Here is a 19999-nt window from a genome sequence, read left to right on the forward strand (position 1 = left end):
ACAATCCTCCCCATTGGGGGTCAGATTGTATCGCATTCCTCCCACGCTTGATGCTTCACATACAAGCGGGGAATCCTGCGCTTTATTGGTGTTGAAAATGTTCGCAATTCTCGATCTAAAATAAAGCAGCGAAATTCCTTTTCCCAATCAACGATTTCCGCAACAAGAACAGGGGTTTCACTGGCAAACTCATCTGGTAAATCTGAACTAGAATAAACTCGAGCCGGAAAACTTTTATCATTGGGAGGTTTAATAAAAGCAGGTTTTTTCAACATTTTAGCTTCTGCTAAAGTTGTTAAATAAACCCAACGTTGGCGATATTCTTCGGGAAGTTGAGGCAACCAATTAGCAGGAAGTTGGAGCAATTTTCTGCCAAATTGTTCGGCAATATTTTCTGCCATTAATGCTTCGAGATAGAAAACAGGTTCGGGAAGAGAAAGAAAGCGATCGCCAACTCGCCAACTGGTCAACCTTTCTACATCCCAACCCAATTGGATCGCAGTCCTCCAAAGTGTTTGCGAATCTTCTGTAAATCGTGGACTTAGAATTAAAGTGGGCATTGTTTGATTAACCGCGATGCCATGTTGTTTCACCTGCTTTATCGACCAAAATTATACCTTTTGCTTTCAATTCATCCCGAAGGCGATCGCCTTCTGCAAAGTTTTTTGCGTTCCTTGCTGCGGTGCGTTGTTCAATGATTGCAGCAATTTCCGCTTCTCCAATTTCCTCTACAGTTGCTGCCTCGGGTTGTGCTTCAATTCCTAAAACACCCGCCAATTCAACCAAAGTTTTCCACTGTATTTCTAACACTTCTGAAGCAATTTCTGTTTTCCCTTCATGGGTAAGCAAATTACTTTCCTTTCGTAATTCCTTCGCCAATTCAAAAATAACCGCCAACCCTCCAGGAGTGTTAATATCATCATCCATTGACTCTTGAAAGCGCTCTTTATAACCATTCGAGTCTACACTCATTTCAGAGAGTTTCCAGCCTAATTTTGCCCCATAACGTTGCCCAAAATGCAATCCTTCCTGTAGGGTTTGCCAGCCATTTTCAGCAGAGGCGATCGCCTCTTCGGTAAAATCTAACGGCTTGCGATAATGTGCCAAAAGAACAAACAATCGTAACACCATCGGATCGTAAGGATGCTCTAAAAAGTTGCGAATTGTAATAAAATTGGACAGAGATTTCGACATTTTATCGCCGCCAATTTTCACCATGCCATTATGCAGCCAATATCGTGCTAATGGCTTACCCGTCGCGGCCTCCGATTGGGCAATCTCATTTTCGTGATGAGGAAAAACTAAATCTCCACCCCCACTATGAATATCGATTGTATCTCCGAAAAGTGATCTGACCATCGCCGAACATTCGATATGCCAACCGGGACGACCTTTACCCCAAGGGGAATCCCAAGCAGGTTCTCCCGATTTAGCCGCCTTCCAAAGGGCAAAATCAAAAGGATGTTTCTTTTTTATCTCCCCCTCATTTACGCGACCGCTTGCCCCAGCCTGCATATCTTCTAACTTACGTCCGGACAGTTTACCGTAGTCGGGAAGTCGTTCCACCTGATAGTAAACATCCCCTCCTACAGGGTAAGCATAGCCCTTGTCGATCAAATCTTGAATAATCTGCTGAATTTGGGGAATATGTTCCGTGACGCGGGGATATTCGTCCGCATCTAGTACATTTAGAGGGCGAATGTCTGCAAAATATTCTTGGATATAGCGATCGCTAACCTCCTGCATAGTCATTTCGCGTTCATTCGCACGTTTGAGAATTTTATCGTCGATATCAGTAAAATTCTGAACATAGCGCACCTCATACCCCAACCACAGCAAATAACGGCGCACCGTATCCCAAACAATATAAGACCGAGCGTGACCCAAATGACATAAATCATACACCGTCACGCCACAGCAGTACATTTTCACCGCATTGGGTGTTAGAGGAACAAAGGCTTCCTTGCGGCGAGTTTGGGTGTTGTAGAGATTTAGAGTCATAATGTGCCAGGGTAGTGCGATCGCGGAAGTCTTCCTAAAGAAATATCCCACTTTCTCAGTCTAAGCAATAATAGACTGTAGAGCCATAAGCTAACTATCTTACAATTTTTTTACGATTTGGACATCACGGACAGAAAAACTATGCAAACAGTTGAACCCCAATCTAGTAGCATTCTCGCAATGGAAGCCCCAAAACTGGGTTTACCCGTAACCATTATTACCGGCTTTCTCGGCAGTGGTAAAACAACCCTCCTCAATCATATTTTAAGCAATCAAGAAGGACTTAAAACCGCCGTTCTCGTGAATGAGTTTGGAGAGATTGGTATTGATAATGAACTGATTATCACTACCGAAGATGATATGATCGAGTTAAATAATGGTTGTGTTTGCTGCACTATCAATGACGATTTAGTAAATGCCGTTTATCGGATTCTGGAACGGGAAGATAAAATCGATTATTTGGTGGTAGAAACAACAGGTTTAGCCGATCCGCTTCCCGTTGCACTGACCTTTTTAGGAACAGAATTGCGAGATATGACTCGTCTCGATTCTATTGTCACAATGGTGGACTGTTCCAATTATAGTTTAGATTTGTTTAATAGCGAAGCAGCGTACAGTCAGATTGCTTACGGTGATGTTATTTTACTCAACAAAGTCGATCTAGTCGATGAGGCTGATGTCGATTTATTAGAGGTTAGAATTCGCGATATTAAACAAGATGCGCGGATTATTCACACTACTAAATCTCAAGTTTCTCTCCCTTTGGTTTTGAGTGTCGGTTTATTTGAGTCGGATAAGTATTTTGATCAAATAGATTCAGAAGATCATGACCATGAACATCACGAACATGAACATCATGAACACGAACATCACGAACACGAACATCACGATCATGCTCATCATGACCATTCTCATCACTTAGAAAATGATGGTTTTACCTCAGTTTCTTTCCAAAGTGACAAACCGATGTCAGTTCGCAAATTCCAGAAGTTTTTAGACTATCATTTAACACCAAATATTTTTCGTGCAAAAGGGATTTTATGGTTTGAGGAAAGTGGCGATCGCCATATCTTTCATCTGAGTGGAAAGCGTTTTTCAATTGAGGATGACGAATGGGGCGATCGCGAACAGAAAACGCAATTAGTCTTCATCGGTCAGGATTTAGAACATGAAAAAATCCTGCAACAATTAGGAGAGTGTATTGCTTAACAGTAAAGGTGGGCAATGCCCACCTAACTTTAGATAATGCTGATCTCGCTGATTCAAAAATGACTAAATGTTCTAAAAGTTTTACATTGCTTATTAACTTGTTATGCAAATTCTAAAAATTCACGTCCCCAATTTTAGAAATCTAAAAAATGTCACATTAACCTTTGAGCCAGAATTAACACCGCAGGTTTTTCCTATTAGTAGTGAAAATGGAGGAGGAAAAAGCACTCTTTTGCAACTAATTTTTGTTTTACTTTCTTGTTTCTGTGATGAAAAGAAGAGAACTTTTTTAGAAAATATTACGGAATATTTTGACTTTAGAAAAATGTCAACTGAAGAAGAAATACATCCGGAAACTATTTTGTCTATTGATATATTGTATAAAAAACAAATTATTGACTTGCAATTTTTCTACATAATATCTGAATTTGAAGAATTTTCTGGGCATTCTTGGACTGCAAGTACAAGACCAAAAACGGAACAGAAAACTCTTCCTTTAATTATCAAAAGAGAAGATTCAATGAAAGAATTTTATCTGGGAATAGACGATATAAAATTAGATATAATTCCTAGTCTTTTTGCAATACATAAGATCGAAAAAGGAAGAGAGTTAGAATATCAAAATCGTATATCTAGGATAGAAGAACTCAAGAAAGAGCTAGAAGATTTAATAACAAAATATCCAAATTCTTTTGAGGGAAGAGAGTTTGCAGAATCTCAACTAAAAGATGAGATATATTTACTGGAAAATTCTAGCCCATCTAATGATAATGCGTTTTCTTTTTCAAAAATAGAATTCATGCAAATGCAAGGAGAAAAAAATACGATTTTATATCCTAAATTTTTCACTAAAAATAATGTAGATATTATGTTATTTTGTCAAACTACAGTTAATAAATATGACTTAGCTTTAGAAGTTTTAGAAAAATGCCGAGAAAAAGTTTTTTTAGCTGCCCCTCCAACACAATCTTTTATTTTTATCAATCGAGAAACCAAAAAAACACTATTTAGTATTTCAAAAAATTATGAGAAATCACTGCTCGATCTCGATCAATCTTTACCCAATTTTTATCTTTATAATAAATTGGCTTTAAAAGGAATTTTGAATGTCTTTAAAGAATCTAAGGAAAAAGACTGGAAAACCGCAATAAAAACCTTAAAATATTCAAATAGCTTTCAAGAAACAGTACAGGAATTTCATCATTTTCTAGGTGATAATAAATATATTTTCCCAAACAAAGTATTAGATTCTATTATTGTTCGTAGAATGAATTCAGAAAGAGATTATTTAGAAATAGATCCAGAGGATTTAAGTCATGGTGAACTCAAAAGACTTGGCTTATATGCGTGGATCAAGTACACTGTGGGAGATGATGCGATTGTCCTTATTGATGAAATTGAAAATGGACTGCATCCAGACTGGCAATATTCAATTGTTCAAGAATTAGCTTCATGGGGAAATAATCAATATCTCTTAGCAACCCATTCCTTTCATCTTTGCGAGGCACTTACTCCCCGTCATGTCAAAGAAATTGAACCTAAAATGGTGAATCCTGCTGATAAGAACAATGACAACTAATTCGACCTTCAAAGAAGAAGAGAAATTTTGCAACAAGATACTCAAAACTCGAAGAATTAAAAATAAAATTGTTGTTCTCTGTGAAGGCGATCGCGCTTACCTTAATATTCGTACACCGCAACAAATTAGACAACTGGAAAACATTCCTGATGCTAACTTTTGGACAGCTTGTATCCCGCAATGGTGGAGAGAAAAAAGACCTGTTTTTTTACCTTGTGGGGGACGGAATGATGTCCTCCGAGTGAGAGAAGCGCTCTTAGAAATGCACGATCGCGATCCGGAAAACTCCTATTTATCTCCAGACAAACTCTTTGTACTTGTCGATCGCGATCTAGAGAATACTGATATTGCATTATCTTACAATAATATCGAAACTCTTTGTCAAGAAATGTATGCAAATATTGACACGATGTACAAAGCAATATCTGAAAGTAAAATTATAGTTACAGGATGGATGCACAAAGAAGCATATTTTCTCGAACCCGATCTTGCAGAACTTTTTGCAGCACATGAAAATAAACCCATGTATAACGGCGAAAAACTCTCTTTGGAAAAGATTTACCACGATATGAACCAAGATATTATCGATCCTCAAGATGATGATGAGAAAATTGCAGAAGAAAAAAGAAAAGAAATTGAAGAGATGCAGAACAATTTCACAACTATTTCAGAAAGAGTAAAAAGAACTTGTCAAAACTTAGATGGAACATTTGTAGACAAGAAAGAATTCTGCGATCGCTGGAAAATAGCATTCACTAATCCTAGTTGCAACCCAACTCAAAAACGCGAACTCATTGAAGTTATCTTAAAAATCAGAAAAGCAAAACTCTATTGGGAAAATAAAATTCATTTGAGTTCATCTTACTCGAATTTAACAGAAACAGAATTGAAAAATAACTTGAGTTTAGAAATTGCCAATTTTTATAGCGATCGCTGTCAAAAACTAGATCGATCTCATCCTTATCATATTCCTCATTGGATGCGTTGTCTTATTAGATTTTGTTGATTTATAAGGTAGGCTGTGTCTAACAATTCTTTTTACATAAATTTCCTTCAAGTTCTAAGAATGACCCAAAAGGCGATCGCGCAGATTTTTGATGCGATCGCGGTATTTAGCTGCTTCTTCAAATTCCAACTTTTTCGCAGCTTCTTTCATTTGTTCTTCTAATTGTTGAATAATATTAGGTATTTTTTCCAAAGGTAAATCGTCTTTATATTCGTAAACTTGTTCTAATTCTTGTGAATTTAAGCGACGAGAAATATCTAAAAAAGATAAAATCGCATTGCTAGATTGTTTAACAATTGATTTGGGTGTAATATTGTGCATTTTATTATAAGCCATTTGAATCCCTCGACGACGCTCAGTTTCTTCAATTGCTTTTTTCATGCTATCCGTGAGATTATCTGCATATAAAATCGCTTGTCCTCGCACGTTTCTCGCAGCACGTCCCATCGTTTGAATCAGGGATTTTTCTGTTCTTAAAAAGCCCTCTTTATCAGCATCCATAATAGCCACTAAAGAGACTTCCGGTAAGTCCAATCCTTCTCGTAATAAATTGACCCCAATTAATACATCAAAAACCCCTTTTCTTAAATCTTGTAAAATTTCAATACGTTGAATTGATTGAATTTCCGAATGTAAATAACGAACTTTAATCCCTCTCTCTGCAAAATATTCGGTTAAATCCTCTGCCATGCGCTTTGTTAAAGTTGTAATTAAAACCCGTTCTTGAAGTGCTGCACGATCTTTAATTTCTCCTAATAAATCATCAACTTGTCCCGTTGTTGGACGCACAAAAATCTCTGGATCGATGACTCCAGTAGGACGAATAATCTGTTCGATCACGCGATCGCCAGATAATTCGATTTCCCAATTACTGGGAGTTGCAGAAACAAAAATACATTGATTCACTTTCTCCCAAAATTCATCCGCTTTTAAAGGGCGATTATCCGCAGCACTGGGAAGGCGAAACCCATGTTCAATTAATACCTGTTTGCGGGCGCGATCGCCATTGTACATGGCGCGAATTTGTGGTACTGTAGCATGAGATTCATCGACGACTAATAGCCAATCTTTCGGGAAATAATCCACTAAACATTCTGGTGGTTCTCCGGCATTTCTACGGGCTAAATGTCGAGAATAGTTTTCTACACCATTACAATATCCTACCTCTTGTAACATCTCTAAATCGTAACGGGTGCGCTGTTCGATGCGTTGAGATTCAAGGAGTTTCTCCCGCTTTCTTAAATCTTCCAATTGTACTTCTAATTCATCTTTAATATCTTGGCAAGCAATCTCTAATTGTTCTTCGGGAGTGACAAAGTGACGCGCAGGATAAATATTCAATTGTGGTAAACTTTGTAATATCTCCCCCGTGACAGGATCGAGATAGCGAATAGCATCAATTTCATCGCCGAAAAATTCAACTCGAATCACCCGATCTTCATAAGCAGGAACGATTTCTAAAACATCTCCTTTCAAGCGAAAATTGCCCCGTTTGAGTTCTGTATCATTGCGCTTATATTGGACAGAAACTAAATCCCGTAATAGTTTGCGTTGATTAGTTTCTTCTCCCTTTTTTAAAGAAATGGCAGCTTTGAGATATTCTGAAGCAATTCCCAACCCGTAAATACAGCTAATAGAAGCCACAACAATCACATCTTTTCGCTCAAACAGCGATCGCGTGGCTGAGTGACGCAACATATCAATTTCTTCATTGATCGAAGCCGTTTTTTCAATATAAGTATCGCTGACGGGAATATATGCCTCGGGTTGATAGTAATCGTAATAACTAATAAAATACTCCACCGCATTATCGGGGAAAAATTGCCGCAATTCGTTGCACAATTGGGCCGCCAATGTTTTATTATGAGCAAGGACGAGGGTAGCTTTGCCCATATTCGCGATAACATGGGCGATCGTGAAGGTTTTCCCGGTTCCCGTCGCACCGAGAAGCGTTTGCATTTGATGTCCTTCTCGTACACTTTCAGTTAATTGCGCGATCGCACGAGGTTGATCTCCAGTAGGTTCAAAGGGTGCTTTGAGATGAAAGGTCATAGGACAAGATTTTGAGGCATTTGAGGTAATATTTTAATATTTTACTAATATTTTTTTGAGGAAAAAAATCCCTTCTGTTAAAAAGAAGGGACAAAAAAAGCAATTATTGAATTTTTAATAATTCAACATCAAAAATCAGCGTCGCATTGCCAGGAATGACCCCCCCGGCACCTTCTGCGCCATAACCCAAATCTGGTGGGATAATTAACTTGCGCCGTTCTCCTGGTTTCATCATTCCTACCCCTTCATCCCAACCTTTAATCACCTGTCCGACCCCGATTGTAAAGGAAAAAGGCTGACCGCGATCGCGGGAACTGTCGAATTTTGTGCCATCCTCTAAAGTTCCCGTATAGTGGACAAAAACCGTCTTACCCTTCGAGGGAGAGTCGCCAACTCCTTCTTTAATGACGACATACTGGAGTCCGGACTCCGTGGTGATAATTTCTTCGTTCACGTTTTCCTTTGTTTGTGGGACATCAGAAGACTCCATAGTAGAATCTTCTGGTGTTAGTGTACCTGTTGCCACTGCCGTTGCAGGAGAATCCGTGGGATTTACAGAACCCGAGGAGATGGCCTCATCGCCTTTACCCATTAATAAAGCGATCGCCAAAATCAAACCAAATGCAGCGATCGTGCCAACACTAATTAAAATTGCTTTCATGCTATTCCCTTGAATTTAACGCCATTGTTTATTTTCGAGATCTCTGACTTGATGTTCCAAGCGATCGATCCGTCCCCGCAATTCATCGATCTCCGACTGTCGCGGAACCCCGATATCTTGCAGGACAGTTTTTAATTGTTGCTGCATTCGGTCTTCTACAGTACCGCGATCGGTGTTGACCTTTTTGAGAACTTCATTAACGATAGTTTTGGCTTCATCGGGTTCAATTTTTCCCTCTTTGACCAAGCGATCGCCCATTTCCCCCAGTTTCTCGGCGACAAAGGTAGTCGTCCCCAAACCAATTGTTAACAGTTCTTGAATCAAGTTGCTGTTGTTGTCCATGTTGCTGTTTTTTCCTCCAACTTTTTTTATCTTAGCGCTGACGGATTAGTACACCCATCTGCCATTGTTATTATTACTCGTTCAACTGCTTCTCTGGGGTTATTTTTTCCAGTCGGTCGAGGCGATCGCGAAATTTCTGCAATTCTTGGCGATCTTCTTCAATGCGATCGCCCAATTCCGGGGGAATATCCTCACTCAAACGCTTGATTTTCCGTTCTTGACTTTGGATCTGTTCTTCCATGAGATCTAGTCTTTCAATGATCTCTGCTTGGGTTTCAATTGTTTTTTTAACTTCCCGTTGCGCGATCTTTTCTTCGAGTAAAAGACGATAAGCAAACCAAACTGCAACGCCAACAGCAATTAAAGTCGCGACTAATAAACCACTCAGTAAAGTTTGTAAACCTCCTTGCAGGCGATCCACTTTACGATAAAGCTGTTCGACTTCTAGTTTTAAGTTTAAATGTTGTTCTTGGATTGTTTTCGGAGAAGTCTGATCGTCAATTTCGGGATTGGTTGGTGCAGGTTGATTATTCATAACATGAGTCATTGATAATTGTTCATTGCTAATCGATTAAATAGACATAGGAGAATCAATATAAATGATAGGATCGGGCGCTGTAAAGCTCAGATTATAAGTCGCTACTCTTCTGGCGATCGTATCATTCGCTAACTCCAAAAGACGCTTGCGTAAACCGATGGAATTTTCTCCCGATCCGGTAATAAAAAAGATAATGCGCGCGCGAGTTCCCGAATTGCCCTCTGAGACATCAAACTGCACTTGTGTACTGGCTTTATCGAGTTCCCAAAAAATCTGGCTGGACTCTTCAATAATTTGTTTGACTAGGGCTTTTTCTCCTTCCTTAAGGGTTTTGACAAAATCCAAACATAACATGGCCATGATTTTTCCCCCTCGACTGATATTTTCAATATATAGACCTGCCATCATAGAATTAGGCACAATCATAACGGTATTGCGAGCAACAACACGAATTTTAGTAGAACGCAGCCCTATTGATTCTATCCGACCATAGATATCTCCCTTAAAAGGATTGAAGGTAACACGAATATATTCTCCTGGTACATAGGGGCGATCGAGATAAAGTTCTAGGGTTCCAAAAAGTCTTCCTAGGGCTTGTTGAGATGCAAAAGCAACCGCAACCCCACCAATTCCCAAACTGGTTCCGATCGCCACCAAATTTAAGCGCAAACCTTGGGCAAAAATAATAAAGGCAATGAGAACAATTGTCATATAAATCAACGTTTCAAAAATGAGAACAACTTCGTTAATTTCTCCAAACCACCGCTTCACTAAATTAATAACAGATTGGCGAATGATTTGTCGAGCCGCATTAAAAGTGAACCAAACAATACTAATAGATAATGCTGAATAGATAAAAAAACCGAGAAAGGTATAGAGTTCGTTATAAATAATTAGCCAATATAAACTGAGAGCAATACAAGCTAATGTCCCCGTAATAGCAATAGAATTCTGAAATGGTTTAATCAAGCGCTTGTAAATTTCTTGGGCATTAATATCGGTATAATGTTGGCTTATTTTCAACAAATACTGTAAAAATTTAGGCAGCGATCGCCCGACAATAGGAGATAGTATCGCACCAACAAGAAAGAGTCCCAATCTAATAGCAAGTTCGACAACATCCCGAAGAATTTCTGGATCGACGCGATCGAACTGAAAAATTTCTGGCATAATCAATTTTTATTTATTGTTTCAATCTTTAGCTTTGCCAATACTTGTAGTTTTTACATTTTCATCGGTTGAGGAATATCTACAATTTTCTCCTCAAATTTACAATCAATACCATAGTTATGTAATCTCTCCATAATATTACCTCGAGCAATTTCTAAAAGAGTTTTTCGTAACTCCATTGAACTATCTTCAGCCCCCAAAACAAAAAAGACTGCTTGGGCGCGAACTTGATTTTGCTGGGTACTATTAACTAAATCTTCAAACATAACTTGAGTTAGTTGCGAATCAATACCAATAATTTCTTGGGTACTTTCTCGAATCAGTTGTCGAATTAATGCTTTTTCTTCATCAGACATCGTTCTTAAAAAAGTCATATATACCATTAAAACAAGTCGTCTAGCTTTGGTCAAATTTTCAATATTAGTCTGTGCTAAATTGCTATTAGGCACGATAACGAGAGTATTTTTTCCTGAAAGTCTAATCTTGGTCGATCGCCATCCTACCGCTTCAACTTGACCTAAAGTTCGGTCGGAAAGATAGATATAATCCCCCACAGAAAAAGGCTGATCGAGATAAAGAACAATACTCCAAAGAATTTGCTCTAAAACTCTTTGGGATGCCAAGGCGATCGCGGCTCCAGCAACACCTAAACTAGCAATAAGTCCAATCAGATTAATATGATGTGTCTGGGCAAAGAGAAAGACAATAATCAGCACGATTACTGCTTTAGAAAGGAAGTTACTCAGCGCCAGCAATTCACTATTAATCGTATTTTTATCCTTGAGAACATCTTCTAAAATATAGTCATCGAATAAACTTTGAAATATCTTGAATCCTAACAAGCAAATATTAACGGAAAAAAATAAACCGAGCAGCAATTCTAATAAATCGATCCAAGGAGGTAGCGTAATATTTAAAATTGTAATATCAATTATGGCCAGGGCGATCGTCCAGCCTAACCAACCCTGATAGGGAACGATCGCCTTTTGGTAAATCTTTTTTGCATCTGTTGAAGAAAATTGTTGCATCGAGATAGTCTTGAAGTCAAGAATATAAAGCTATAGCTTGTTATAATAGTTTGTTTTGAGGAATTTTGATGATTGTTATCGAATGGCTAAAGTTTCGAGTTGCTGCGGAAGTGCGAGAATGCTTTATTCAGAAAGATGAAGCGATCTGGACAACGATGCTGGCAAAATATCCAGGCTTTTTGGGGAAAGAAGTCTGGCTATCTCCCGATCCTCGGGAATTGGTCATAATTGTACGTTGGGAAAGAAAAGAAGACTGGGATGCTATTCCCCAAGATGCACTAGAGGAAACAGAACAAAAATTTGCGATCGCCATGAATAGCGCTTACGATCTGATTGAAACTGGAGAGTATCAAGTCAGAAAGTTTCTTCATCATGGCGTTTAACAGCCGAGAAAGCCTTTCAACTGGGTTGAATGAAGGATTATGCCAAATTGCCCTCAATGCGAAAATTTAGTCACCTCAGAGGCGATAAAATGTCCCCATTGCGGTGTTATTCTGAAAGCCTACGGACACCAAGGAATCCCCCTCCATCAAGTTCAAGGAGAAGCATCTTTATGCGATCGCTGCCTTTATCACGAAGATGATACCTGCACCTATCCCCAACGTCCCTACGCGAAAACTTGTATCATGTACTGCGATCGCGCTTCTTGGCAAGAGGATATTGTTCCGCCATTACAAGGTCGGAAAGCATTACAATTCTGGTGCAGGCAAAATCGCGGCTTGTTGCTTTTCTTGGGAGTTATTTTAGTTAGTTTGTTCGTTGCACTATTAAATTCAACTGATAACTAAATTATGGAATGTCCGGTTTGTCAAAATACTTATGTAAAAGGAAAAGTTCAGCGCTGTCATGTTTGTGGTTGGGAGCTTTCTTCTTCCTGTTTATCGATTGTTGGTCCTTTGCGAGTAGAACATCAGATATCAATGTCCTCTTTGGAGAAAATCCAGGCTTGGGCGCATTATATGTGGAATACTCAACAATCTCAAAAAGAACAGGTTGCAAAGTTACAAAGACAATTGAACAATGCTCAACAAGAAGGAGAAAGAAATCGGATTCAATTAGAACAATCGCGATCGCAACAACTTGCGACTAATATCCCTTATTCTCCTCCTCCCCCTTATTCTCCTCATGCACCAAACTCCTCTGTAAATTCTTCTGCAAATTCTTCTGCAATTCCTTCTCTAGAGCGCATTCCAGCAGAAGGAAGAGAAGTTCTAGAATGGATTTTACAACGTTTTACGCAGGGGGAGGAGGAGCGATCGCAATTGCAATTACAATTCGCTCAATTACAAAATAATAACCCCCCTAAAATTACAGGAGAAGTTGAAAAAGTAAGCACCAAAACAATCGATCCATCCTCGCAAATACTTCTCCCTGATCAGATACGAGATATCGAACTATTACGAGTAGAACTACAATCGCGCATATCTTTACAACTCTCTCAATTTCAAGCGGTAGAGCGATTAAAAGAACAATTTCAGCAGCAAATCGAAACAGTAACGACAGAAATTCAGCAAATTTCTCAGGAGCGCGATCGCCTACATTCTCAGCTTACCGAACAACAGAAATATTTCGATCGCCAACAGGAAGAATGGGAAGAGATACAAGCAACATTAACCGCTAAATGCGATCGCCTACATTCTCAGTTTACCGAACAACAAACACAACTGGCACGCCAACAGGAAGAATGGGAAACTATACAAGCAACATTAACCGCTAAATGCGATCGCCTTGAATCTCAACTCACTGCACAACAAACTCAAATTCAACAACTTAAAACCGAACACGGCGATCGCCTTGAATCTCAACTCGCTAAACAACAAACTCAAATCCAACAACTCAGAGAAGAAAATAGCAAATTGGAAGGGGCGATCGCAGAGCGCGATCGGGTTTTTGACGCAAAAGAACAAGCACAAAGAGAACTTATCGAAAATCATATTCAAGAATTTAATCGAGAACAAAAAGAACTCAATTCTCAACATACTCGTTTAAGCGAGGAATTGCGACAACTCCGTAAAAGCTGGCAATCTCACTTAACGCAGCAACAAATGACCCTACAGCAAGGAAGCAAAGAAGGTAAAGAGCGCCAATCTACCCTCGAAACCCAACAAATGCAACTCCATGACCAAATGGCAAAAATATTAGCCCGTTGCGAAACTTTAGAGTCAGGTTTAGAAAATCTACAACTATCCTTACGAAATGCCCCTCGTATTACTTCTAGCCCAGCGAAACGAGCCAATCCTCCCGTTTATACGAAATATTAACTCATGATTCATCAAGAGCAGCTTTAAGCGCATCCAAACCTGACCAACGGCGATCGATAATTGGTTCATTCCCCGCTTTCACTTGAGTTATTCCCTGACATTCTTCCCCGCAAGTTTTCTGCAAAGGCATCGCTAAACTTAGCTGTTCGTATAACCACATTTCCGGGTCAAAATATCCCTTGGGAGAAAGAACTTCCGATAGATCCCCCACCCGCACTTCTCGTTCTTGGGGTAGGGGTTCCGTTTCTTCATCCAACCAGATTAACTCCGTCGTTTTCACCTGTAAGCGATGATTGTAGTGCTGCAAACAGCGATCGCAAACCAATGTGGCGATCGCCTCCACTTCTGCACTAACTTCTAAATAAGTCTGTCCGTGCTTAACTTGCAATCTCCCTCGAACTGGGGTCAGGGTTTCCAAATTTGGCAGAAACACTTCCACAGGGATTTCCTGTGTATTTTCCGGAATTGCCAGTAAATGAGGAATATAAATTGATTCCATTTTTTTATTCAGAAAAACAAGAAAGGGAAGAAGGACAAAATATCTCCTCACCTTTCTAACATTACTTATATCGAACCTAGAAAACTAACGCAATTTAACAAACAAGCGGCGATCGGGATCTAACCCCCGACTCTCCGTTGTTAAATCGTTAGATTCCTTGAGAAAATTATGAACTTGTCGCCGTTCTGCTGAGGAAAGCGATTTCATTTCTACTTCCCGTCCAGTTTCCCGGACGAGTTGAGAAACCTCATCCACTAAACCTCGCAATTCTTCCTGACGTTGGAGACGATAACCGTCTATCTCCACGGTAAAAGGTTGCTGAGTCTCGCGATCGCCCCCCATATTCACAACGGTATTGATCAAATATTGAATTGCATCAATGGTTCTTCCTTGCTTACCAATTAGAATTGAAATTTGTTCTGATGACAACTTATTTTCTGCAATCGTTAGCCAGCAAGCGCCATCATCATTTAACTTAGCAATTCCGACCGCAGTAGAGAAACCCATTAATTTTAAGAGTTTTTCCAACCACGCTTGACCCTTTTCTATTTGTTTCTTCATGATTATTCTTCACCGCGATACATACAGTTTGAGATTGAAAAGAGCAGCCCAAGAAAAGATAATGGCAATCAATCCCACTTTTTCACATTCTTGTTTTAACCCGATGGTTTTTCTTTCTTCTTAGAGCGTTTGCGCTCGAAAGGCAAAGCCTCTTCTCCTTTGGTTTGCTGTTTTTGTTCTTTTTCTTGTTGTTCTACCAGTTTTTGTAAGTTTTCCGGTAGAGGTTCTTTCATCAGAATAAACGTTTGTGCGGTTTGGAAAATATTAGCAACCACCATATACATTAAAACCCCTGCTGGGAGTGGAAACACTAAAAACATTCCCGTAAAAAGCAAGGGTGTAATTTTACTAATGGCTTGTTGTTGCTTGGCACTGTCATCTGCGGCAGGAGTTTTGCTGGCTCCAGTTAAATTTGTGCTGATATAGGTACTTACCCCAAAGAATAATACCATGATGACAATATCCCAATGAATACCACCGTTAGGAGCCGTGGCACCCACTCGTCCGAGAGCATTGATAAAGAGAAATCCTTCATCAGCAGCGAGTCCTGGGACCGTACCTTGAATCGTCGCATTTCCTGGGGCAAGAGCAACAATCGTTCCATCGGGATCCACTGCCGCATTTTCACTCCCTTTTGTAACGCTCCATGTTGGTTGGAGATTGTGTTGGGGGTGAGAGGCACTAAGTTCTGTTAAAGATAAACCATCGGGGGTTTGAAATTTAACTTGGCTCTTTTCGCCAATTGCGAGGATTTTTCCCGTCGCTAGAGTTGCGGCGATCGGTTCGTGCAGACTTTCATCAATATAAATATTTTGGGGTTTTGTAGAATAGAACTGGCGTTGAACCTGGGCCACTTCTGCTTTGGGCAGTATTTGTACGTCAACCGTATAGTTAATGTTGGTAAAAGGCGATCCTCGCAGGGTCGTGAATAATGCCCAGAGAATCGGTAATTGTAGGAGAACGGGGACACAGCCACCCAAAGGATTGCCATATTCTTTATAAATTTCCCCCATTGCCTTTTGTAACTCTTGGGGGTCGTCCTTATGGCGCGCTTGTACTTCTTTAACGCGCTTCTGCATCACCCCTTGAGATATTTTTGTTCGTCTCATGCTGCGGATAGAACCAGCACTGAGAGGATAAACAGCAAAGCGAATCACAAGGGTTAAAGCGATGATCGCAAAACCATAACTTGGCACAATCCCATGAAAAAAATCAAGGATTGGCAACATTAAATTTGTGGAAATAAACCCGATACCAAAATCCATACGTCTGAAGTCCAGCCTACTTAGTTTAAAGTTTTTCTTGACAGTTTAGTTTTTTTGATTCGTTATCGAACTGTATTTTCCTTCGTTGGTTGGAAATAGCGCGATCGCACTTTAGCACTGAATCTCTTCAACAGAGAGTCCAGTTTTCTCGGCTGCTTTTTGGGCGATATAATCGTAAATTTCTCGATATCGGGGTAGGGAGCGCATTTCCAAACGACTTTTATCTCGGAGAGTAATAACCAGATCTCCCCATAAACCAACCCCTCGCGCCACCTTAACAATCTTAACAACTTCTGCGTAGATTATGTCGGTGCGATCGCGCCCTTGCCAGCCTCCTGTTACGGAAATGCGGCGATCGGTAATGCGGTAGCGCAACCACAAGGCTCTGACGATCGCCGCGACGGTTAACGGCAGACAAATCACGGTGAAACCCAACAAAATATTAATGATCAGATCGCCAATATGAGGACCCCCCTCAAAAAAAGATGTTTCTTTAATACCCATGCAAAACCTCGGCTCGTGTCAATAATTGTTTTAATTCTCTCAAAAAATGTTCGTATTCGCACTTCGTTGCTGTAGATTTTACCCCAATTGCCAATTTCCAGCCCCCCGACATTTGCGGGAGAATCTCTCGAATAGCTGCACGAATTTGACGCTTGATGCGATTGCGGACGACCGCTTTTTTACTCACTTTTTTGCCAATAGAAATACCAATGCGGGTGGACGGGATTAAGGTTATCTCGGCTTCAGTTGCTCCGGTTTCCGATTTTGGCATTACGGACAAACTCCGCAAGGTTAAATAAGAACCGGAATAGCGCTTTCCGCGTTGATAAACCTCCTGAAAATCCCGCCAGTGTTTGAGTCGATTGGCTTGGGGCAATCCCACTCTCGTTTTTATCCTCTTGCTTGGCGTTGGGGGCGATCTGCAAAGAAAATCCTTCCTTAGACGGCTAAACGATGCCGACCTTTACCGCGACGAGCATTAATGACTCGACGACCGTTTTTAGTTCGCATCCTGGCGCGAAACCCCGATTTTCTCTTTTGTTTGCGGCTTGTGCCTCCCAAGGTACGCTGGGTCACTGACTGTCTCCTTGCTTCACGTCAAATTACACAGTCTCCCATTATACTCCTCCGGCCTGAGATTTTGTCTGGATTCGTTAATTGTTATTAGTCAATGGTTAAAATCCAAACCCCGACATCCGCGAGTTGAATGCGTCGAGCATCCCGAAACGGTGTATCGAGACGACCGACACTGGGGGCATTCTCGGGATCGCTAAAACAACTGCTATCAGGTTGTTCGCGATCGCGATCGAGACAGCTTACCGTATGGGCCCCAAAGTAAAAAGTTCCCCCCTGCCAAGGGTTTCGGACTTGAGATAATTTAATTTCAATGGGAGTCTCGGCTTCGATGGTTTCTTCCAAAGAAATATTCAGACAATGGTAAAGATCCCGGCGGCCATTTTGATTTTCAATGGCATAACATTCTTCTTGTAGGTCGGTGTAGGCCACTTCTACTTTATTGCGATAGCGTTCGCCGTACCCGACTTCAATCCGATCTAGATTAAAACGACCTTCATAATAGTCGGGGTAGGAAACAATCAAACGAGAGACCCCATTTTCGATCTTGTTGGCGGGAATTCGCAGCTTATAGCGATCGTCGCGAACGTTGCGCCGTCCGTCTTTGAGGTGATAGTTCAAGATATTAGAGCGATTGCCCACGCCGCTAAAAATCACTAAACCGGGATTGCTTTGGGCGAAGGTGGCGGCGGGAATTCCGGCTAAGAGTACGCCAACGGCAGCCAGACCGGAAAAGATTTGAGTGCGGGACAATTTAGAAGGCAATTTGGAAAGTACTGAGGAAAATTTTTGAGAAAAGACCATGATCTATCTGTTGAATAAATTGGAAATGGACGAGAGGCAATGAGAGAAGAATCACATCGAGAGAAATTAAGGAGATCGCGCACTTAAGCAGCCGTCTCCATATCGCCTCAATGAACTTCTCAATGAATTGAGGTCAAGCGTGCGCTTTACTAAACTTTATTTTAGCAGAAATACCGAGAATCACCCTATCGTAATCTTCGATTCGATAGGGGACGGCGCTTTTAAAGGGCGGAAATTGTGACCCCCACAGCACCTCATGAATCGGATAAAAATTTGGGTTCGATGCCCAAATTTTTATGTAGCTCGTTTTTGCTTTTCACAGAATATATTGTTAAAATATCTCTAAAGTAGAAAACAAATAACTGATAAAAATGCTGCAAGCAATCAAAGTCCGATTATACCCAACTCTCACGCAAAAAGAGGCTTTATCCAAGTCTTTTGGCTGTGCGCGTTGGTATTGGAACTTTGCGCTTAACGCTTGTATTCAGCATTATCAAGAAACGGGGGAAATCTTAAAGCTATCGGCTTATAAAGGAATGCTTCCTCAACTCAAAAAAGAATATCTTTGGCTAAAAACAGATTGTTATTCAGCCGTCCTGCAATGTGTTGCTATCAATCTAAACAGGGCTTATCAAAACTTCTTCAAAGGGAGACAAAATCTCCTAGATTCAAATCAAAACATCGCCAACAATCGATTCAATATCCTCAGAATGTAGAAATTGCTGAGAATTGTTTAAAAGTGCCAAAAATTGGTGAGATTAACAGTAAATTTCATCGTAAATTACCGGAAGGAAAATTAAAAACCGTTACCATTTCTCTAACCGCATCCGGTAAATATTATGCCTCTTTATTGTTTGAAGTGGAGTTTGAAGTGGAGGGAGAAGCGGCAACACCTAGCACCGATGGGAAAGTCGCCGGAATCGACCTCGGAATCAAAGATTTTGCGATTGTTAATGATGGAGAAAAAACCGAAAAATATGCCAATCCCAGACATATTGCCAAACATGAAAAGAACCTCAAACGCAAACAACAAAAACTTTTTCGCAAAGTTAAAGGCTCTAAATCGAGAGAAAAAGCGCGTAAACTTGTAGCCAGAGTTCACGAGCGAGTTAGAAATTCCCGCCAAGATTTCCTGCACAAACTGTCAAGAAAATTGGTAAACGAAAACCAAGTCATCGTTGTCGAAAATCTCGCGAGAGCGATTGGATATGGCGAATTCGATTCGCCATCCCTCGCTCTCAACGTGAAGGGAATGGTAAGAAATCACTGTCTCGCTAAAGCTATTTCTGATGTCGGTTGGGGAACATTCGTCAATTTTCTCGATTACAAACTTGCCAAAGAAGGAAAAGTATTAGTTGAGATCGACCGATGGTTTCCCAGTTCTAAAACCTGCTCTGAATGCGGTCATAAAATGGACAAAATGCCCTTGGATGTGAGGGAGTGGACTTGTCCTGAATGCGGTACGATCCATGACCGCGATGAGAATGCCTCGAAAACCATTAGAGCAGAAGGCATCAGACAAATACAGGCGTTGGGAATCAACGCTTCTGCGGAAGGAGGGAATGTAAGACTCGTTGCGGGCTTCTGCTGGCAAAAAGCTATCCCCTGTGAATTCCGAAGCCCCTCATCTATCCGTAGGATAGATGAGGGGTAATTCACTTTATCAAACTAAATCAAATCTTGATTCCTTCTCCCAACGCAGAAACTGAGAAAAATGTTCCCTCGGTGGCGCGATCGCAGAATAAATTTTGGGGTCGTTCTCGGTAAATCCATAAGATAAGTTGAAGAACGGGAGAGAACGCTAAGGATGGCAATATGATGCAGGATGGCAGTCTATATGTTGTCTCAGTGTCAGGAACCTCAGCCTAAAGGCGTGAGGCTTGAAAGAGAAATCTGACAAGCCATTCTGACCAGACTAAGTACCCAGCGTACTACGTTATTTGGGT

General features: G+C 40.5%; 22 protein-coding genes and 1 pseudogene. 7 read left to right on the top strand and 16 right to left on the bottom strand.

Annotated elements, in window-relative coordinates; translation table 11 throughout:
• Positions 1-20 precede the first annotated feature (20 nt).
• Complete coding sequence (locus JUI58_RS12700; RefSeq protein WP_204104163.1) at positions 21-593, bottom strand: ATP-grasp domain-containing protein; 573 nt, start codon at positions 591-593, stop codon at positions 21-23.
• Entirely contained in the window at positions 568-2001 is a 1434-nt protein-coding gene (gene cysS / locus JUI58_RS12705; protein ID WP_204104164.1) for a cysteine--tRNA ligase, read from the bottom strand. The genes JUI58_RS12700 and cysS overlap by 26 nt, the downstream gene beginning before the upstream one ends.
• Positions 2002-2142: 141 nt before the next feature.
• On the opposite strand from cysS, the gene JUI58_RS12710 reads away from it, so the two are divergent.
• From JUI58_RS12710 to JUI58_RS12720, 3 genes are all read left to right on the top strand, one after another.
• Entirely contained in the window at positions 2143-3210 is a 1068-nt protein-coding gene (locus tag JUI58_RS12710; RefSeq protein WP_204104165.1) for a GTP-binding protein, read from the top strand.
• Positions 3211-3313: 103 nt separating this feature from the next.
• Positions 3314-4789, top strand: a complete 1476-nt coding sequence (locus tag JUI58_RS12715; RefSeq protein WP_204104166.1) for an AAA family ATPase — start codon at positions 3314-3316, stop codon at positions 4787-4789.
• Entirely contained in the window at positions 4779-5795 is a 1017-nt protein-coding gene (locus JUI58_RS12720) for a hypothetical protein (protein WP_204104167.1), read from the top strand. Before JUI58_RS12715 ends, JUI58_RS12720 begins: the two co-directional genes overlap by 11 nt.
• Positions 5796-5849: 54 nt before the next feature.
• On the opposite strand, the gene uvrB is transcribed toward JUI58_RS12720, so the two are convergent.
• The 6 genes from uvrB to JUI58_RS12750 all read right to left on the bottom strand — a co-directional run bounded on the left by uvrB (position 5850) and on the right by JUI58_RS12750 (position 11586).
• A complete protein-coding gene (gene uvrB / locus JUI58_RS12725) occupies positions 5850-7847 on the bottom strand; it encodes an excinuclease ABC subunit UvrB (RefSeq protein ID WP_204104168.1) in 1998 nt (665 codons plus the stop codon).
• Positions 7848-7950: 103 nt separating this feature from the next.
• Complete coding sequence (locus JUI58_RS12730; RefSeq protein ID WP_204104169.1) at positions 7951-8508, bottom strand: FKBP-type peptidyl-prolyl cis-trans isomerase; 558 nt, start codon at positions 8506-8508, stop codon at positions 7951-7953.
• Positions 8509-8523: 15 nt separating this feature from the next.
• A complete protein-coding gene (locus JUI58_RS12735) occupies positions 8524-8850 on the bottom strand; it encodes a phasin family protein (protein WP_204104170.1) in 327 nt (108 codons plus the stop codon).
• Between the two features lie 73 nt (positions 8851-8923).
• Entirely contained in the window at positions 8924-9397 is a 474-nt protein-coding gene (locus tag JUI58_RS12740) for a hypothetical protein (protein WP_204104171.1), read from the bottom strand.
• Between the two features lie 24 nt (positions 9398-9421).
• Positions 9422-10558: a mechanosensitive ion channel domain-containing protein gene (locus JUI58_RS12745; RefSeq protein ID WP_204104172.1), complete on the bottom strand. Its 1137-nt coding sequence runs from the start codon at positions 10556-10558 to the stop codon at positions 9422-9424.
• A gap of 53 nt (positions 10559-10611) precedes the next feature.
• Complete coding sequence (locus tag JUI58_RS12750) at positions 10612-11586, bottom strand: mechanosensitive ion channel domain-containing protein (protein WP_204104173.1); 975 nt, start codon at positions 11584-11586, stop codon at positions 10612-10614.
• Between the two features lie 71 nt (positions 11587-11657).
• Here JUI58_RS12750 and JUI58_RS12755 point away from each other — a divergent pair, with 71 nt between their 5' ends.
• From JUI58_RS12755 to JUI58_RS12765, 3 genes are read left to right on the top strand one after another with little or no spacing between them, the layout of a single operon-like run.
• Complete coding sequence (locus tag JUI58_RS12755; RefSeq protein WP_204104186.1) at positions 11658-11969, top strand: TIGR03792 family protein; 312 nt, start codon at positions 11658-11660, stop codon at positions 11967-11969.
• A 39-nt stretch (positions 11970-12008) separates the two neighbouring features.
• Positions 12009-12374 carry a zinc ribbon domain-containing protein gene (locus tag JUI58_RS12760; protein WP_204104174.1) on the top strand — a complete coding sequence of 122 codons (366 nt, stop codon included), beginning with the start codon at positions 12009-12011 and terminating at the stop codon, positions 12372-12374.
• Positions 12375-12377: 3 nt separating this feature from the next.
• Positions 12378-13847, top strand: coding sequence for a hypothetical protein (locus tag JUI58_RS12765; protein ID WP_204104175.1), 1470 nt, complete (start codon positions 12378-12380; stop codon positions 13845-13847).
• A 1-nt stretch (position 13848) separates the two neighbouring features.
• Here the strand turns inward: JUI58_RS12765 and JUI58_RS12770 are convergent, their stop codons facing one another.
• The 7 genes from JUI58_RS12770 to JUI58_RS12800 all read right to left on the bottom strand — a co-directional run bounded on the left by JUI58_RS12770 (position 13849) and on the right by JUI58_RS12800 (position 18053).
• Positions 13849-14346: a YceD family protein gene (locus tag JUI58_RS12770; protein WP_204104176.1), complete on the bottom strand. Its 498-nt coding sequence runs from the start codon at positions 14344-14346 to the stop codon at positions 13849-13851.
• 84 nt (positions 14347-14430) lie between these two features.
• Positions 14431-14907: a R3H domain-containing nucleic acid-binding protein gene (locus JUI58_RS12775; protein ID WP_204104177.1), complete on the bottom strand. Its 477-nt coding sequence runs from the start codon at positions 14905-14907 to the stop codon at positions 14431-14433.
• 95 nt (positions 14908-15002) lie between these two features.
• Positions 15003-16172: a membrane protein insertase YidC gene (yidC, locus tag JUI58_RS12780; protein WP_204104178.1), complete on the bottom strand. Its 1170-nt coding sequence runs from the start codon at positions 16170-16172 to the stop codon at positions 15003-15005.
• A 111-nt stretch (positions 16173-16283) separates the two neighbouring features.
• Positions 16284-16676 (bottom strand): PH domain-containing protein, encoded by a 393-nt coding sequence (locus tag JUI58_RS12785; protein WP_204104179.1) that lies wholly within the window; start codon positions 16674-16676, stop codon positions 16284-16286.
• Positions 16666-17058: a ribonuclease P protein component gene (gene rnpA, locus JUI58_RS12790; RefSeq protein WP_204104180.1), complete on the bottom strand. Its 393-nt coding sequence runs from the start codon at positions 17056-17058 to the stop codon at positions 16666-16668. Before rnpA ends, JUI58_RS12785 begins: the two co-directional genes overlap by 11 nt.
• A 56-nt stretch (positions 17059-17114) precedes the next feature.
• Positions 17115-17252, bottom strand: coding sequence for a 50S ribosomal protein L34 (rpmH, locus tag JUI58_RS12795; protein WP_204104181.1), 138 nt, complete (start codon positions 17250-17252; stop codon positions 17115-17117).
• Between the two features lie 87 nt (positions 17253-17339).
• The gene (locus JUI58_RS12800; protein ID WP_204104182.1) at positions 17340-18053 is read right to left on the bottom strand and encodes a DUF2808 domain-containing protein; all 714 of its coding nucleotides are present in this window, start codon (positions 18051-18053) and stop codon (positions 17340-17342) included.
• A gap of 371 nt (positions 18054-18424) precedes the next feature.
• On the opposite strand from JUI58_RS12800, the pseudogene JUI58_RS12810 reads away from it, so the two are divergent.
• Positions 18425-19707, top strand: a pseudogene (locus tag JUI58_RS12810) (RNA-guided endonuclease TnpB family protein).
• Positions 19708-19726: 19 nt separating this feature from the next.
• Here JUI58_RS12810 and JUI58_RS12815 read toward each other — a convergent pair.
• Positions 19727-19867 carry a hypothetical protein gene (locus tag JUI58_RS12815; protein ID WP_204104185.1) on the bottom strand — a complete coding sequence of 47 codons (141 nt, stop codon included), beginning with the start codon at positions 19865-19867 and terminating at the stop codon, positions 19727-19729.
• Between the last annotated feature and the right edge of the window lie 132 nt (positions 19868-19999).

This window comes from Spirulina sp. CCY15215 (genome assembly GCF_016888125.1).
GTDB lineage: Bacteria > Cyanobacteriota > Cyanobacteriia > Cyanobacteriales > Spirulinaceae > CCY15215.

Bases quoted from the DNA above. Each gene is read 5' to 3' on its own strand.
- JUI58_RS12775 (WP_204104177.1), bottom strand. From the start codon at position 14,907: ATGAAGAAACAAATAGAAAAGGGTCAAGCGTGGTTGGAAAAACTCTTA.
- JUI58_RS12760 (WP_204104174.1), top strand. From the start codon at position 12,009: ATGCCAAATTGCCCTCAATGCGAAAATTTAGTCACCTCAGAGGCGATA.
- JUI58_RS12740 (WP_204104171.1), bottom strand. From the start codon at position 9,397: ATGACTCATGTTATGAATAATCAACCTGCACCAACCAATCCCGAAATT.
- JUI58_RS12770 (WP_204104176.1), bottom strand. From the start codon at position 14,346: ATGGAATCAATTTATATTCCTCATTTACTGGCAATTCCGGAAAATACA.
- cysS (WP_204104164.1), bottom strand. From the start codon at position 2,001: ATGACTCTAAATCTCTACAACACCCAAACTCGCCGCAAGGAAGCCTTT.
- JUI58_RS12715 (WP_204104166.1), top strand. From the start codon at position 3,314: ATGCAAATTCTAAAAATTCACGTCCCCAATTTTAGAAATCTAAAAAAT.
- JUI58_RS12750 (WP_204104173.1), bottom strand. From the start codon at position 11,586: ATGCAACAATTTTCTTCAACAGATGCAAAAAAGATTTACCAAAAGGCG.
- JUI58_RS12730 (WP_204104169.1), bottom strand. From the start codon at position 8,508: ATGAAAGCAATTTTAATTAGTGTTGGCACGATCGCTGCATTTGGTTTG.
- JUI58_RS12800 (WP_204104182.1), bottom strand. From the start codon at position 18,053: ATGGTCTTTTCTCAAAAATTTTCCTCAGTACTTTCCAAATTGCCTTCT.
- JUI58_RS12785 (WP_204104179.1), bottom strand. From the start codon at position 16,676: ATGGGTATTAAAGAAACATCTTTTTTTGAGGGGGGTCCTCATATTGGC.
- JUI58_RS12710 (WP_204104165.1), top strand. From the start codon at position 2,143: ATGCAAACAGTTGAACCCCAATCTAGTAGCATTCTCGCAATGGAAGCC.
- JUI58_RS12735 (WP_204104170.1), bottom strand. From the start codon at position 8,850: ATGGACAACAACAGCAACTTGATTCAAGAACTGTTAACAATTGGTTTG.
- yidC (WP_204104178.1), bottom strand. From the start codon at position 16,172: ATGGATTTTGGTATCGGGTTTATTTCCACAAATTTAATGTTGCCAATC.
- JUI58_RS12720 (WP_204104167.1), top strand. From the start codon at position 4,779: ATGACAACTAATTCGACCTTCAAAGAAGAAGAGAAATTTTGCAACAAG.
- uvrB (WP_204104168.1), bottom strand. From the start codon at position 7,847: ATGACCTTTCATCTCAAAGCACCCTTTGAACCTACTGGAGATCAACCT.
- JUI58_RS12765 (WP_204104175.1), top strand. From the start codon at position 12,378: ATGGAATGTCCGGTTTGTCAAAATACTTATGTAAAAGGAAAAGTTCAG.
- JUI58_RS12745 (WP_204104172.1), bottom strand. From the start codon at position 10,558: ATGCCAGAAATTTTTCAGTTCGATCGCGTCGATCCAGAAATTCTTCGG.